Source organism: Streptomyces pyxinae, assembly GCF_024756275.1.
GTDB lineage: Bacteria > Actinomycetota > Actinomycetes > Streptomycetales > Streptomycetaceae > Streptomyces > Streptomyces pyxinae.
The window spans coordinates 110,094-125,078 of the sequence record NZ_JANUGQ010000021.1; the positions used below are offsets into that span (position 1 = coordinate 110,094).

Genomic DNA, 14,985 nt, shown 5'->3' on the forward strand with positions numbered 1-14,985 from the left:
GGATAACCCTCCGGTGGGGTGCCGTGCGCCCGACGGCGACAAGTCGACGACAAGAAACGTGGGTCAGGATGCGAGTCAGGGGGACTTGACCATGAGTGACGGTTTCCGGGGGGACAGTCTGGTGCGCACGGCCTCGCAGGCACCGAGCGGACGTACGGGTGTTCGACGGCCGGCCGGAGTGCGCGCCATATGAGACACGGGGATCGGCAGCGGCCCGCCCGGCCTTCCGTCGCGGCCTCCGCTCACCGGTTTTCCGTGCACCGCCCCTGATTTTCGGCCCGTTGCTTTCATTCCATTTTGCCGAAAGCGTGCCTTTCTTGCCTCGTCATACCACATGGTTCGACCGCCGGAACTTCGTAAAGGTGGACGCTCGATGAAAGTAGACGTTCTCGGACCCCTGGAGGTCAGTGATGACGGCGTGCCCGTCAGAATTCCGGGGGAGAAGCTGAGGGCCATCGTCGCCGTCCTCGCCCTTTCGCCGGGGCGCCCGGTCTCCAGGAACGACCTGATCGACGAATTGTGGGGCGAGGAGCCGCCCCGCAACGCCGAGAACTCACTGCACGGCCATATCGCACGGCTTCGCCGGGTGCTCGCGACCCGCAGCGGAAAGCCCGATCTGCGGGAGATCATCGAGACCTCCCCCTCCGGATACGCGCTGACCTCCACCGGCATCGAGGTCGACGCCGCCCGTTTCGAAGAGCTCGTCCGGCGCGCCGACCTGCTCGGAGACGGAGCACTGGAGGAGGCCGCGGCGCTGCTCACCGAGGCGACCGGACTCTGGCGCGGTCCGGCGCTCGTCGACACCGGGCAGGGGGCCATCTGCCGGATGGCCTACACCCGGCTCCAGCAGACCCGGATAACCGCCTGCGAGAAATTATTCGATGTCCGGCTGAAGCTGAATCAGCACCGCTCGCTCATTTCCGATCTGGAGCAGATGCACGCCATGCATCCCTTCCACGAGCGGTTCTGTGCCCAGCTCATCACCGCCCTCTGCCGCTCCGGCCGGCAGGCGGACGCGCTGGACGCCTACAGCCAGATGTGCGAGCGTCTGTCGCACAGCCTGGGACTGGATCCGGGTCGCGAACTGCAGAGCAAGTTCTACGGAATATTGCGCCAGGACCCGGCGCTTCTCTGAGCCGCGGCGAAGCGCGCGCGGCCCGCGCCCGGCGTCCGCGCGGGCCGCATTCGGGGAACCTGATCCAGCCTGATCGGGGCGTGTACCATTCGGGCGGCCGATCAGGACCGGCCACGGCCTCCGCCGGCTGTTCGCCCCCGGAGCCCCCGTGTACGCCGCGTTCCCGCTCTCCTCCCATCCCGCCTTCCCCGCCCTTTCCGTCCCTGCCGCCTGCCGTCCCCCTCCGGCACCGCACGATCCGTCCCTGCCAGGTCCACTCGGGACCGTACGCGTCATGAGGTACGAGCCACGGGTGCCGAGAACGAAACTGAATGCGCCGATGAACTTGTTATCCGTGCAGGGCGAGCGGACCGCACCAACGCCTCCGCTGGAATTCGGGCTGCTGGGACCCCTGGTGGCGCGCTCCGGGGACGAGGTCCTGGACATCGGCCCCCCGAAGCGCCGTGTGCTGCTCATCCGGCTGCTGCTGGAGCGCGGGCACGCCATACCGCTGGAGTCGCTCTGCGACGATCTGTGGCCCGGCCGTCCGCCCAGGGGCGCCGTCTCCTCGGTGCACGCCCACATCAGCAGGCTGCGCGACGCGCTGGAGCCCCAGCGGGCCCGGCGCGGAAAGGCGGGCGTGCTGGTGCGGGAGCCCATGGGGTACGCCCTGCGGGTGCCCCCCGAGGCCCAGGACGCCGTGGGGTTCGAACGGGCCCTGGGGCGCGCCCGGCGGCTGCTCGGCGAGGGGCGTGTCGGTGCGGCGCGCCAGGAGATCGACACGGCGCTGGGCCTCTGGCGGGGCGCGGCGCTGGCCGATGCCGTGGACCATCCCTTCGCCGCCCAGGAGATCACCCGGCTCGAAGAAGCCCGCCTGTTGGGACGGGAGTTGCGGGTGACCATCCTGGTGCACGAGGGCAACCTGGAGGAGGCGGTGCTGTCCGCCGAGGAGCTGACCGCTCGCAACCCGCTCCGGGAGGTGACCTGGGAGCTGCTGATGCACGCGCTCTATCTGTCGGGCCGGCCGGCCGAGGCGCTCCAGCGGTACGCGAAGCTGCGCGGGCTGCTCTCGGAGGAACTCGGCATGGACCCCGGCCCCCGGCTGCGCCGGCTCCAGACCGCGATCCTGCGGCAGGACGACAGCCGGCTCTCCGTCCTGGGCGCCCCCGTGCCGCAGGCCCCGGCGAGCGGCTGAACCGGGGGCCTCTCCAGGGGGCACACGGGGACGGGGCGCGGGGGTACGGGCCCGGGGGTACGGGTGCGGGGAGACGGGGCGCGGGGGTACGGGTGCGGGGCGGGCCCGTCCGGACGCCTCCCGGACGGGCCCACCCCGTACCCCTGTTCCTGTGGTTCCTGCCGATGTACCTGCCGACCGCCGCCGGTTGGTGTCAGCGGCCGTCGCGCCCCGCCGCGCCGGCCCGGCGGCGGGTGGACGCGAAGAGCACCGCGGCCCCGGTCGCCAGCACGGCCGCGCCGCCCACCGCGAGGTACGGCGTGGTGGAGTCGCCGCCGGTCTGGGCGAGATTCTCGGTGGCGGGGGCGGTGGCGGGGGCGGCCACCGGCTCGGCGGCGCCCTGCGGCTGCGGGGCGTTGCCGCCGTCCCCGGCCAGGGACTGCCCGGCCGCCGTCTTCGCCGGGTCCCCGGCACCCTGGGCTGCCTGTGCCTCCTGGCCCGCCGGGGACTCCGCCGCCTTGAGCTCGCCCGCCTTCTCGCCTGTCTCCTCGCCCGCGTTCTTGGCCGGTGCCGGAGCGGCGGCCGGGGCCTGGTGCTGCCCGTGGGCGGAACCGTGCGCGGAGGCGTCGCCGCCGTGCCCGCCGTGGTCCACGGTGGAGTGCTCGGTGCCCGCCTCGATCTGCCGGTCGGACGGGGCCGCGGCGGCCGGAGCGCCCGGCTTGGCCCCGCCCTTGCCGCCGAACACCACGTCGGAGCAGGTGTAGAACGCCTCCGGCGAGTCCGAGCGCTGCCAGATCGAGTAGACCAGGTGGCGGCCGGAGCGCGCGGGCACGGTGCCGTCGAAGACGTACTCCCCGCCGACCAGCTTCGGGTTGGTGACCTTGACGAACGGCTTGGCCTCCAGATCGGACCACTTCAGCGGCTTCGAGGGGTCGTAACCGGCCTTGGTGAGGTACAGCTCGAAGGTGCCCTTGTGCGGGGCGGTCGCCTTGTAGTGGAAGGTGTGCTTCCCGGCCGTGAGCGAGGACGACGGCCAGTCCGTGCGCGGCAGGTCCAGCCCCCGGTACTTGGCCCGGTTGGCGCTGCACAGCTTGCCGTCCGGGATGATCCGCCGGTGGTTGCCGGCCGCGTCGCCGATGTTGACCTCGTTCCAGTCGTAGAGCGGCTGCGTCCCGCCCGCCGCCACCAGCGCCTTGCACGCCGCCGACCTCGGGTGCTCGGGGCCCTCCGCGAAGCAGGCGGACACCCGGCTGACCGGGTCGGTCATGGAACCGTGCGCGACGGCGGGCGTGGCGGTGAGCCCGGCCAGCGCCAGCGGCCCCACGGCGAGGAAGGCGGCGGTGGCGGCCGTGCGGCGAGCGGTCATGTGGGGGTCTCCTTCGAGCGGTGCCGACGACGGGCGCGGCGCGAACCGCGGCCGCCGGACGGGCGAAACGTACGGTGGGGCCGGAGGCACTGGGGGAACCGTCCGGCCCCCGGGGCCGACCGCACGGCGGCGCGGCCCCCCGTGGGCTGCGGCACCGACGCGCCGGAACCGGCCCCGGCGCAAGCAAGTTAGCCCGTCCGGACCGCCAAAACGCCTGCTAGGAGCCGTGGTTGGCGATCTTTATGGTGCTCTTAAGGGACCGCTAAGCGCCGCATCGGAAACGGCCCCGGCGGGCCGGTGCGGGCCCGAGCACGCGGCCCCCGCAGACGGTCACCGTCCCGTACGCCTTCCGGCGGTCACCGTCCCGTACGTCCTCCGGCGGTCACCGCCCGGGCGTGGCACGGTCCCGGGTGGCGGAGGTGGCCGGGGCCTCCGGCGGCCGGGCGCCCCGCTCCCAGAGGGCGGTCAGCTGGTGGTGCAGCACCTCCCGGGCCTCCGGCGCGGTGAGATGGCCGACCAGGACCTGGGCGGTCAGCCCGTCCGCCAGTGCCAGCAGGGCCCGGGCCTCCCGCTCCGGCCCCGGTGCCCCGTCGGCGCCGTCGCCCGCCCCCGTGGCCTCCGCGACCAGGGCGGTGAGGACGCGGTGCAGGGCGGCGTAGTCGGCGCGCAGCACCTCCGCGAGGGCGGGTGCGACGGCCGCCTGTGCGACGAAGGCCAGCCAGACCCGCGCCTCCGCCCGCCGCTCCGCGCCGAGCAACGCCACCTCGGTGACGACATGGCCGAGCCGGGAGCGGGCCGACTGGGCGGGGCTCGCGGCGATCTGGGCCCGGACCCGATCGGCCACCCGGGCGCCCACGTACCGGAGGGCGAAGACCAGCATCTCGTCCTTGGTGCGGAAGCACCGCTGCACCGCGCCCATGGAGAGCCCCGCCCGGTCCGCCACATCGCGCAGCGTCACACCCTCCAGGCCGAGTTCGTCGGCCAGCCGGCAGACGGCCTCCGCGATCGTCCGGCGCCGCTCCTCCTGGTCCACCTGTCTCGGCACGCCCGCCACCCCTCTCGTCCTCTTCGCCGTCCCCGTGTCACCGGCCACCCCCGAATATACCGATGCGCTTGCATCGCTATCCCCGCTACAGTTCCGATGCAAGCGCATCGATACGTGCGGGTCCGGAGAGCGGGCCGGGAGCGAAGGGAGCGGGGACGGGATGACGGACACCCTGTGGCGACTGACCGCCACGGAGCAGGCGGCGGCCGTGCGGAGCGGGGAGGTCTCCGCCGTGGAGCTGGTCGACAGCCACCTGGAGCGGATCGCGGAGGTCAACCCCCGGATCAACGCGGTCACTCAGCTCCTCGCCGAGCGCGCCCGCGCGGCAGCGGCCGGGACCGACCGGCGGCGGGCGGCGGGCGAGGACCCGGGGCCGCTGGCGGGAGTGCCGTTCACGGTGAAGGAGACCACCGCCGTCGAGGGGGTGCCCACCACCTTCGGCGTTCCGCGCTTCCGGGACCTGGTCGCCCCGGCCGACGCACCCCCGGTGGCCCGGCTCCGGGCGGCCGGTGCCGTTCCGATCGGGCACAGCAACATGCCGACCCTGGTGCTCGCCGGAATGCACACCCGCAGCGAGCTGTTCGGGGACACCGTCAACCCCTGGCACCCCGGCCGGACCCCCGGTGGCACCAGTGGCGGGGACGGGGCGGCGGTGGCCACCGGGATGGTCCCGCTCGGCCTCGGCAACGACTCCGGGGGCTCGGTGCGGATCCCGGCCGCCTTCTGCGGGGTGGCCGGGCTGAAGCCGACCGCCGGCCGGTACCCCGCCGACCACCGCGCCTTCGGCCCCGACGACCCGGGCCCGGCGAGCCAGGCGCTGGTCACCGACGGCCCGCTGGCCCGGAGCGTGGCCGATCTGCGGCTGGCCCACGAGCTGTTGGCCGGGACGGATCCGCGCGACCCCCGGGCGGTGCCGGTGCCGGTCCACGGGCCGCCGCTGCCGGGCCCGGTGCCGGTCGCCGTGGTGGCCGACCCCGGTGGGCACGGCGTCCACCCCACCGTCCGGGCCGCCGTCGAGACCGCGGCCGAGGCCCTGCGGGACGCCGGGTACGACGTGCGCGAGGTGGCCGACGTGCCCCGGCTCGACGAGACGCTGGAGGCGTACCAGCTGCTCACCCTCACGGAGTTCGCCCCCACCTGGCCCCAGGTGCGCGGCCTCCTCGGGGCGGGTGGCGACCGGTACATCGCCATGGCCATGGAGCGCACCCGTCCGGCCGACGCCGCCGGTCTGGTCCGGCTGATGGGTACCTGGCTGGGTCTGCGGCGCTCCTGGGCCGAGTTCCTGGACCGCCATCCGCTGCTGCTCGGCCCGGTGTTCACCGAACCGCCCGTCGAACCGGGCCTGGAGTCCCGGGACCGGGCCGGACACGAGCGCGTCACCTCCGCCATGCGGCTGTGCACCGCGACCAGTTTCGTGGGCGTGCCCGCCGTCGCCGTGCCGACCGGGACGGCCGACGGGCTGCCCTGCGGGGTACAGCTCGTCGGCCGCGCCTTCCGGGAGGACCTCTGCCTGGCGGCCGCCCAGGCGATCGAGGACCGCCTCGGCGTGCTCACCCCGCTCGATCCACGCGGCTGACCGGGGCCGGACCGGGTGATCCACCGCGGGCGCCGGCGCGTACCGTCACCGGCATGGAACCCGACTCGCCCCGCCCCGCCACCCCGGCCGACGTCCCGGCCGTCCGGGCCGTCACCGATGCCGCCTACCGGCACTACATCGACCGCATCGGGGTCGTCCCCGCGCCCATGGAGGCGGACCACGCGGCCGATGTCGCGGCCGGCCGGGTGTTCGTGACCGGCGAGCGGGAGATCCGGGGCGTCATCGTGCTGGTGCCACATCCGGACCACCTGTTCCTGGAGTCGGTCGCGGTCCACCCCGACCAGCACGGCACCGGCCTGGGGCGGCGGCTGCTCGCCTTCGCCGAGGAGTACGCGACCGGCCTCGGGCTCCCCGAGATCCGGCTCTACACCAACGCCCTGATGTGGGAGAACCAGCGGCTCTACTCCCGGTACGGCTATGAACTGGTGGAGCGCCGGGTGGACGGCCCGTACGACCGCTTCCACTACCGCAAACGGCTCGGCTGAGGCGCCCGGTTCGCCGCTCGCAGCTCGCCGGCCCAATGGGTCTCCGTCCCTCAGTGGGTTGCCACCCACCACCGCAGCACCGGGGCGAGTGGTGGCCGGAGCGCCCGGAGGCGTTCGACGCGGTGCTGGCCCTCGCGACCGACGCCGCCGCACCCGGGCGTCCCGCCGCCCTGTGGACCCTGGCCGACCACTGGTCCGGCACCCCGGGGGTGCTGGACACCGTCCTGACGGCCGCCACCGATACCGACCCCGCAGTGCGCCGGGCGGCGTTCCGCGCCCTGGTAGTCCGCTACCCGGAGCGGGCCTGGCCCCTGGTGCGGGACGGGGCCACCGCCGACCCCTCCGACGAGGAGCGGGCCTCTCTGGTGCGGCTGGTCGCCCTGGTCTGGCCCGCCGAGGCCGGTGCCGAGGGGATTCTGGCCGACCGGGCCGTCGAGGATCCCGCCGAGTCGGTCCGGGCGGCGGCCGCTCATGGTCGGGAGCTTCTCCGCACCGGCACCGAGCCGCTCGCCACGGCCGTACCACCGCCTGGCCGCGTCCCGGACGGGCGGCGGGGCAGAATCTCTCCGTGACCTTGAACATCGTCATCGACCCGGGCGCGCCGGCCGCGCCGTACGAACAACTGCGGGCCCAGATCGCGGAGCAGGCGCGGTCCGGAGGGCTGCCGGTGGGATACCGGCTGCCGCCGGTCCGGGCGCTGGCGGAGGAACTGGGCCTCGCCGCCAACACGGTGGCCAAGGCGTACCGGGCGCTGGAGGCGGACGGGGTGGTGGAGACCCGGGGCCGGGCCGGCACCTTCGTGGCCGCGGCCGGGGACGCCGCCGCCCGCCGGGCCGCCGCCGCGGCCGTCGCGTACGCCACCGAGGCGCGCCGGCTGGGTCTCGGCCGGGCCGCCGCCCTGGCCGCCGTCGAGGACGCGCTGCGGGTGGCCTACCCGGACGAGTGACCCCGAGGGGCGGCGAACCGCCCCCGGAGGGTGGGGATAAGGGGCCGGACCGACCGCGCAGGGGGCAGAAGAGGTCGGTCCGGCCGGCCACGGCGCCGGTCGTCCGGCGGCGCACATCCGCGCGGACCCGATCGTGGCGGGAGCCGGCGCGGGCCCGTGGAGGGTCGTGAGGCACGCACGGAGCGCCGGTGCTCCGGTCCGAAGCCTCACCCGCGCCAGGGCCCCATTCCCAGCGGGTGGCGCGAAGAATGTCATAAACACCGGGGGCTTTGACCGGCTTTTGAGTGCTGTCCCAGGAGCCCGGGACACTCGGCCCGCGCGGGCCCACCGGATCCAACTCCGGGTCCAATCCCTGGTGATCAGGGGGTCGGTGGGTGCGTGAGGGGGAGCGGAGGAGCAGGATCCGCTGTCATGATCGGTGCGGTGGACACGGTGTGCGCGCGACCCCGTGCGTCAGTTCCAAAACAGCCGCAAACCGACCTGTCGGTCCTGCTCTTGTGCGGATACAGTCGCACACTGTGCAGGCGTTCCTGTGCGGTCCGTCACGTTGCCCCCGGGTCCATCGCCCGCCCTCCGGGTCCGCCCTCCGGAGGCGACACCCGGCCGGGCTCCGTGGGTCCGGCCGGCGCAGGCGCCGTGCACGGTGCTCGCGCACACCACCGTTCGTCCGTCGTCCCTCCGGAGCCCTTCGATGACCAAGCAGTACCGTGCGTTCTGCACACGCCAAGATCTGATTCGCTCGGCCGCCGAGGTCATCGGCAGGACCGGGTTCGCGGAGGCGTCGCTCACCACGATCAGCGCCCGCGCCGGTGTGAGTACGGGCGGGCTCACCTTCCACTTCCGCAACAAGCAGGCCCTGGGCGAGGCAGTGGAACTAGCGGCTGCCGAGAGCCTGTTGCGGGTCACGGGGCATGTGCAGCTCCGGCACCCGGCACCCCTGCAACTGCTGGTCGACACCTCGCACGCGCTCGCCCGGAGCCTCGCGGAGGACCCCGTGCTGCGGGCCGGCTTCGGTCTGGGGCGGGACGCGACCTGGCAGAGCTGCGTCGCTCTGTGGGGCCAGTGGCAGGACTGGGTGGAGCTGATGCTGAACGTCGCCCGCGACCGGGGCGACCTCGCCCCGGACGTGGCACCCAAGGACGTCGTCTCCCCGATCACGGCCGTACTCGCGGGGTTCGAGGTGCTCAGGGGCGGCTCCGACGGTGACGCGGGACAAGGTCTGCGGGACGAACTGAGCCGATTCTGGCGGCTGTTCATGCCCCGGATCGCGGCCGAGCCGGTGCGGAACCTGATCGACCCCGACAGCACGCACCTGCCGCTCTCCGCCGGGACGGCGGCCCTGGGCGGCGCCGGCGACTACCCGGAGATCTGCGGGGTCGCCTGATCCCCCTCACGACTCCGCCGGCGCCACCGCTTGGGCCCCGGCCCGGCCGGCGCCACCGCCCGGCCCGGCTCGTCCGGTTCCACCGCTGCCCGGCTCTCCGGTCCCCCCGATCCCACCCTCCCGGACGCCCCGGCCCGGCACCGCCCGGACCGGGGCGGTGCCGTCCCCGCGCGGGTGCCCGGAGGGGCCGTACCCGCTGCTCGGAGCGGTGTTTGTGCTCCCTTTGAGCACCGCGCCGGAGTATGGGCGCGGACCGGTCCGCCAGGGGCCGGGCGGTGGGACGGAAGGAAGACCGACGTGGCAGGCGCGTGGTTCCGCAGGTACGACTCCTTCGGCGGCGGTCCGGAGGCGCCCGGCTCGGTGCGGCTCGTCTGCTTCCCGCACGCGGGCGGCGCGGCCAGCTCGTACATCAGGCTCTCCCGGACGCTGGCCCCGGCCGTCGAGGTCCTGGCCGTGCAGTATCCGGGGCGGCAGGACCGGCGCCAGGAGGAACCGGTCGCCGACATCGGGCGGCTCGCGGACGCCCTGGCCCAGGAGGTGGAGACCCATGTCGACGGGGTCTACGCCTTCTTCGGGCACAGCATGGGCGCGCTGCTGGCCTACGAGACGGCGGCCCGTCTGGCCGACCGGGGCGCTCCGGGGCCGGCGGCGCTGATCCTCTCCGGGCGGCAGGCGCCCCGGCCGGTGCCCTCGCCCCACGACCGGCTGCTCACCGACGCCGACATCCTCGCGGCCGTCCGGCGGCTCGGCGGCACCACCCCGGCGGTCCTGGACGACCCCGAGCTGCGGGACATGGTGATGCCCGCGCTGCGGGCCGACTACCGGGCCATCGGCTCCTACGCCTGGCGCGAGCGCCCGCCGCTGGACACGCCCCTCACCGTGCTGATCGGTGACGCCGACCCGGTGGTCCACCCGCAGGAGGCGCTGGCCTGGCGGGAGTTCACCACCGGACCGACCGGCATGCACACCTTCACCGGCGGCCACTTCTATCTGGACGAGCACCTCGGCGGGGTGGCCGACGCCATCACCCGCACCCTCGCCCGGCACACCCCGGCCGGGGCCGGCGTCCGCACCCGATAACCGCCCCGGCCCGGCCGGTACCGCCGTCGGTGCCGACACCACCGCCGGTACCGGTACCGGTATCGGTGCCGCGAATGTTCCGAGCAGGCACTTCAGGGCGACGAGGCCCAGTTTTGTGTGGGTTTGGAGCGGCCTGTCGCAGAATGGTCATCAACCAGTCCGGCACCATCTCCGCTCAGGCCCGGAGAGCCGTGCCCACGCCTCGACCACGCCCTGGAGGCACAATGGAATTCCGGATGCTGGGCCCGATGGAGATCCTCGGCGACGACGGTGGAGCGGTGGTGCTCGGGGGCATCAAGCAGCGCGCCACCCTGGGCTTCCTGCTTCTCCAGGCCAACCGGGTCGTCGCCACCAGCCAGTTGATGAACGCGCTGTGGGGTCTGGACGACGCCCCCACGACCGCGCGCAAGATCCTCCAGAACGCGGTCTACCGGCTGCGCGGGGTGCTCTCCCCGGAGATCGGCGGGATACCGGGCCGCACCGCTCCGGGCGCACCGGCGCTGCTGACCCAGCCGCCCGGCTACATGCTCCGGGTCGACCCCGACCGGGTGGACCTGCACCGCTTCCACCGGTGGGTGGCCGAGGGCCGGGAGAAGCTGGCGCTCGGCGAACACGAGCCGGCCGCCCGGCTGTTGCGGGACGCCCTGGCGCTCTGGCGGGGCCGGGCGCTGGCCGACCTGGTGGAGACCGGGACCGACTGGCCCGAGCTGATCGCGGTGCAGAACACCCGGCTCGACGTGATGGAGGACTACTTCGAGGCGCAGCTCGCCTGCGGCCGCCACCACGCGATCCTGTCCGGCCTGGAGACCATGGCTGACGCCGAGCCGCTGCGCGAACGCTGCTGCGGCCAGCTCATGCTGGCGCTCTACCGGTGCGGCCGGCAGGCGGACGCGCTGAACGTCTACAGCCGCATCCGCTCCGCCCTCGTGGAGGATCTCGGCCTGGAACCGAGCCGGCGGCTCCAGCGGCTCCAGCACGCCATCCTGACCCAGGACCCGGAGCTGTTCCTGACCGAGCCGGAGCCGGCCGGATCGCGCGTCCCCGCCGGCCAGGCGGTGGACCTGGACCGGTTCCGCCGCCCCGCCGCCTCCACCGTCCCGGCCCCCGTCGTTCCTGCCCCCGCCCCCGCCCCGGCCTCCGCCGGGCCCGTTCCCGCTCCCGTTCCCGCGCCGGCCGAGGCCACCGGGACACCGCCCCGCCCCGCCGCGCCCACCGCGCCGGCCCCGGAGCAGCCGGCCGCGCCCGACCGCCGCCGGGTCAGCGTCGTCGCCGTACGCACCCGGCTGGCGCCCACCCTGGGCGGCGCGGGCAGCGAGCGCCTGGACGAACTGCTGGACGGCACCGCCTCCGTGGTGCGGGAGCACATCGAACACTTCGGCGGCACGGTGACCGCCTCCTTCGGCTCGACCATCCTCGCCCTCTTCGGGCTGCGGGAATCCCGGGAGGACGACAGCCGCCGCGCCGTGCTCGCCGCCCTGGCGATCCGGGACAAGCTCGACGTGGCGCGCTGCACCGAGACCGAGGGCGCCGAACTCACCGTGCGTACGGCGGTGACGGCCGGCGACGTCCTGCTGCGGCGCCGGGGCGGCGAGGAGGCCCCGATGGTGGTCGGCGTCGTACTGGACGAGGCCGAGACCCTGCTGGCGGCGGTGCCCGTCGGTGAGGTGTGGACCAGCGAGGCGGTACGCCGCGCCACCACCGAGAACGTCAACTACCGTGCGGTGGCCCGGGGCTGGCAGGTGACCGGGGTGCGCGGGGAACCCGACGGGCTGGCCGGTGCCACCGGCGAATGCGGCCTGACCTATGAACTCGACGTGCTGCGCGGGCTGATGCAGCGCAGCAGGCACCGCACCGTGCCGTATCTGTTCACCGTGCTCGGCGAGCACGGCACCGGCAAGAGCCGGCTGCTGGGGGAGTTCGCCCGGTGGGCCGGCGGGCTCGACGACGCCCCCGTCGTGCTGACCGGACGCACCCCGGAACCCGGACAGGGAGACGCGCTGGCGGCTCCGGCGCAGATCCTCGCCGCCTACTGCGGGATCCGTCCCGGTGACGATCCGGTGGCGGCGCGGCGCGCCCTGGGTGAGCGGGTGCGGGCCCTGTTCCCCGGCGAGGGGGACGCGGACCTGATGCTGGCCCAGTTGCTGCCGCTGCTCGGCACCGGCGCGGAGGCGCTGCTCGGTGTGGTCTGCCCGGAGGAAGTCGTGGCCGCCTGGGGCGAGTTCTTCCGGGAGGCGGCCCAGCACGCGCCCGTGGTGCTGTGCCTGGACGACCTCCACCACGCCGAGGACTTCGTGCTGGACGTCATCGAGGGGCTGGCCGAGTCCGCCGGACCGCGCGCCCTCTTCGTCGTCGCCTCCGCCCACCCCGGGCTGCTGCGGCGCCGGCCGGGCTGGGCGGGCGGCAAGAACCACGCGTCCACGGTCACCCTGGACCGGCCGGAGCGCTTCACCCGGGAACAGCTGGTGGAGTTCCTGCTGTCGGCCGCCCGCAGCGAGGGCGCCCAGACCGTCGGCCGGTAGCTCTCCCGCCCTGTCGGCGCCGGGGCCGCTCCATGGCCCCGCTGCCCGCTGCCCGCTGCCCGCTGCCCGCTGCCCGCTGCCCCGGGGGCCCGGCCCGTCCGGAGCCCGGGCCCCGGGGCCCTTGTCCACCTGGGCCCGGGGGCCTCCCTGGTCCCGGCCCTCCCGGGCCCCCGGCTTGCCCCGCCCGGCCCTCCGGGTCCTGCCCCGCCCCGTGCCCGGTCCTCCCGGCGCCCCGGCTTCCGGGAACCCCGGCCCGCCCGAGGCCGGGCCCCTGCCCGCCCGCACCCGTGGGCCTCCCCGGCCCCGGCCCCTGCCCACACCCTCCCAAGGCCCCGCCCCCACCCGTGGGTAACCGACCGCCCACCACCGCCCCGTACCGGGCGAGTGACCGGCTCGTGACCGTGCGCTGGAATCGCCCGGCCCAGGATGGCGGGGAGGACATGCCGGGCATCGAGAACGATCGAACGGTCGACGGTGCGGGCATTCCGCCGCATCGGACAAGGAGCGAGACATGAATTCCGACTATGCCGCGACCGAGCTCGCCGAACCCAACCTGCGGGCGCTGCTGGGCACGGCCGGTCTGGACGTGGAGTACGTGCGTGGCGAGGGCAACACGCTCTTCCGGCTGGGCGCGGACGGCCAGGAGATCCCGGTGCTCGACTTCGCGGGCGGCTACGGCTCCCTGCTCTTCGGCCACAGCCACCCGGAAATCATCGCCCGCGCCCGGCAGTTGCTCGACGAGGGCACCCCGGTGCACGCGCAGTTCTCCTCGCACCCCTACGCCAACCGGCTGGCCGCCGAGCTGAACCGGATCGTGCACCGGGAGACCGGCACCACCGAGCCGTACTACGCCACCTTCGCCAACAGCGGTGCCGAGGCCATCGAGGCGGCCGTCAAGCACGCCGAGCTGGACCGGGTGCTCCGGCTCGGGGAGCTGCTGGAGCGGATCGCGGCCGGCGCCGAGCGGGCCCGGGAGGCCGTGGCGGACGGCTCGGCGGTCGTCCCGGACAGCCTGTTCACCCGGCTCCGGACCGAGCCCCCGGCCGCCGGCCAGGACCGGACCGAGGCCGTGCTCGCGGCGGTCGCCGCGCACAACGCCGAGCCCGGTTCCCGGCCGCCGCTCTTCCTCGCCCTGGAGGGCGGCTTCCACGGCAAGCTCATGGGCAGCGTCCAGCTCACCCACAACCCGGGCTACCGGGAGCCGTTCGACGCCCTCGGCGTGCGGACCCGCTTCGTCCCCGAGGGCCGCGCCGATCTGCTGAAGGAGATCGCGGCGGAGGAGGGCGCCACCCTGCTGGAGCCGGTCGTGGAGGACGGCGAGATCCGGCTGGCCGAGCACCGGGCCCCGGTCTTCTGCGCCTTCCTGCTGGAGCCGATCCAGGGCGAGGGCGGCATCCGGCCGCTCACCCAGGAAGGCGCCCGGGCCGTCGACGAGTTCCGCGCGGCCACCGGCTGCCCGGTCGTCGTGGACGAGGTGCAGAGCGGCATGGGCCGCACCGGCGCCCTGCTGGCCAGCGCCGCCCTGGGCCTGCGCGGCGACTACTACGTCCTCGCCAAGTCGCTGGGCGGCGGCATCGCCAAGGCGTCCGTGATGCTCGTCCACGAGTCCTGCTACCGGCCGCAGTTCGAGCTGGTGCACAGCTCCACGTTCGCCAAGGACAGCTTCTCCTGCCACATCGCGCTCAAGGTGCTCGAACTGCTGGAGGCCGACGGCGGCAGCGCCTACCGCCGGGCCGCCGAACGGGGCGAGGCGCTGAAGGCGATGCTCGACCGGGTGCGGCTGGCCTTCCCCACCGTGGCCGCCGAGGTACGCGGCCGGGGCCTGATGCTCGGCTTCGAGTTCCGCGACCAGTCCGACTCCCCGGACCAGGTCCTCGGTGAGGCGGCCCGCACCGGGATGATCGGCTATGTGCTCGCCGGTCATCTGCTGCACGCCCACCGGATCCGGACCTTCCCCACCGCCAGCGCCCCCCACACGCTGCGCTTCGAGCCGTCCCTGCTGCTGACGGACGAGGAGATCGGCCGCCTGGAGACGGCCCTCACCGATGTCTGCGCCCTCGTCCGCGACCGGGCGTCGGACCGCCTCGTCACCTCCTCCTGACCGCGCGGGCGCCACCGCCCCGCCCCCCCCCCCCCCCCCCCCCCCCCCCCCCCCCCCCCCCCCCCCCCCCCCCCCCCCCCCCCCCCCCCCCCCCCCCCCCCCCCGCGGGCCCCCCCCCCCCCCCCCCCCCCCCCCCCCCCCCCCCCCGCCCCCCCCCCCCCCCCCCCGCCCCCC

At 74.9% G+C, this 14,985-nt stretch carries 12 protein-coding genes; 10 read left to right on the forward strand and 2 right to left on the reverse strand.

Annotated features, from left to right (window positions below; translation table 11 throughout):
* The first annotated feature begins 373 nt into the window (after positions 1-373).
* Both NX801_RS22510 and NX801_RS22515 read left to right on the forward strand, forming a co-directional pair.
* Entirely contained in the window at positions 374-1,135 is a 762-nt protein-coding gene (locus NX801_RS22510; RefSeq protein ID WP_258789645.1) for an AfsR/SARP family transcriptional regulator, read from the forward strand.
* 319 nt (positions 1,136-1,454) lie between these two features.
* Entirely contained in the window at positions 1,455-2,309 is an 855-nt protein-coding gene (locus tag NX801_RS22515) for an AfsR/SARP family transcriptional regulator (RefSeq protein ID WP_258789646.1), read from the forward strand.
* A 193-nt stretch (positions 2,310-2,502) separates the two neighbouring features.
* Here NX801_RS22515 and NX801_RS22520 read toward each other — a convergent pair whose 3' ends face one another.
* Positions 2,503-3,654, reverse strand: coding sequence for a lytic polysaccharide monooxygenase (locus NX801_RS22520; protein ID WP_258789647.1), 1,152 nt, complete (start codon positions 3,652-3,654; stop codon positions 2,503-2,505).
* Positions 3,655-4,036: 382 nt separating this feature from the next.
* Positions 4,037-4,699, reverse strand: a complete 663-nt coding sequence (locus NX801_RS22525) for a TetR/AcrR family transcriptional regulator (protein WP_258789648.1) — start codon at positions 4,697-4,699, stop codon at positions 4,037-4,039.
* Positions 4,700-4,859: 160 nt separating this feature from the next.
* On the opposite strand from NX801_RS22525, the gene NX801_RS22530 reads away from it, so the two are divergent.
* From NX801_RS22530 to NX801_RS22565, 8 genes are all read left to right on the forward strand, one after another.
* Entirely contained in the window at positions 4,860-6,275 is a 1,416-nt protein-coding gene (locus tag NX801_RS22530) for an amidase (protein ID WP_258789649.1), read from the forward strand.
* Between the two features lie 53 nt (positions 6,276-6,328).
* Positions 6,329-6,781 carry a GNAT family N-acetyltransferase gene (locus NX801_RS22535; RefSeq protein WP_258789650.1) on the forward strand — a complete coding sequence of 151 codons (453 nt, stop codon included), beginning with the start codon at positions 6,329-6,331 and terminating at the stop codon, positions 6,779-6,781.
* A gap of 53 nt (positions 6,782-6,834) precedes the next feature.
* Positions 6,835-7,353, forward strand: coding sequence for a HEAT repeat domain-containing protein (locus NX801_RS22540; protein ID WP_258789651.1), 519 nt, complete (start codon positions 6,835-6,837; stop codon positions 7,351-7,353).
* Positions 7,350-7,727 carry a GntR family transcriptional regulator gene (locus NX801_RS22545; protein ID WP_258789652.1) on the forward strand — a complete coding sequence of 126 codons (378 nt, stop codon included), beginning with the start codon at positions 7,350-7,352 and terminating at the stop codon, positions 7,725-7,727. The genes NX801_RS22540 and NX801_RS22545 overlap by 4 nt, the downstream gene beginning before the upstream one ends.
* A gap of 691 nt (positions 7,728-8,418) precedes the next feature.
* Positions 8,419-9,111 carry a ScbR family autoregulator-binding transcription factor gene (locus tag NX801_RS22550; RefSeq protein WP_258789653.1) on the forward strand — a complete coding sequence of 231 codons (693 nt, stop codon included), beginning with the start codon at positions 8,419-8,421 and terminating at the stop codon, positions 9,109-9,111.
* A 297-nt stretch (positions 9,112-9,408) separates the two neighbouring features.
* Positions 9,409-10,191 carry a thioesterase II family protein gene (locus NX801_RS22555; protein WP_258789654.1) on the forward strand — a complete coding sequence of 261 codons (783 nt, stop codon included), beginning with the start codon at positions 9,409-9,411 and terminating at the stop codon, positions 10,189-10,191.
* A gap of 236 nt (positions 10,192-10,427) precedes the next feature.
* The gene (locus NX801_RS22560; protein WP_258789656.1) at positions 10,428-12,710 is read left to right on the forward strand and encodes a BTAD domain-containing putative transcriptional regulator; all 2,283 of its coding nucleotides are present in this window, start codon (positions 10,428-10,430) and stop codon (positions 12,708-12,710) included.
* Positions 12,711-13,221: 511 nt separating this feature from the next.
* Entirely contained in the window at positions 13,222-14,811 is a 1,590-nt protein-coding gene (locus NX801_RS22565; RefSeq protein ID WP_258789657.1) for an aspartate aminotransferase family protein, read from the forward strand.
* Positions 14,812-14,985 lie beyond the last annotated feature (174 nt).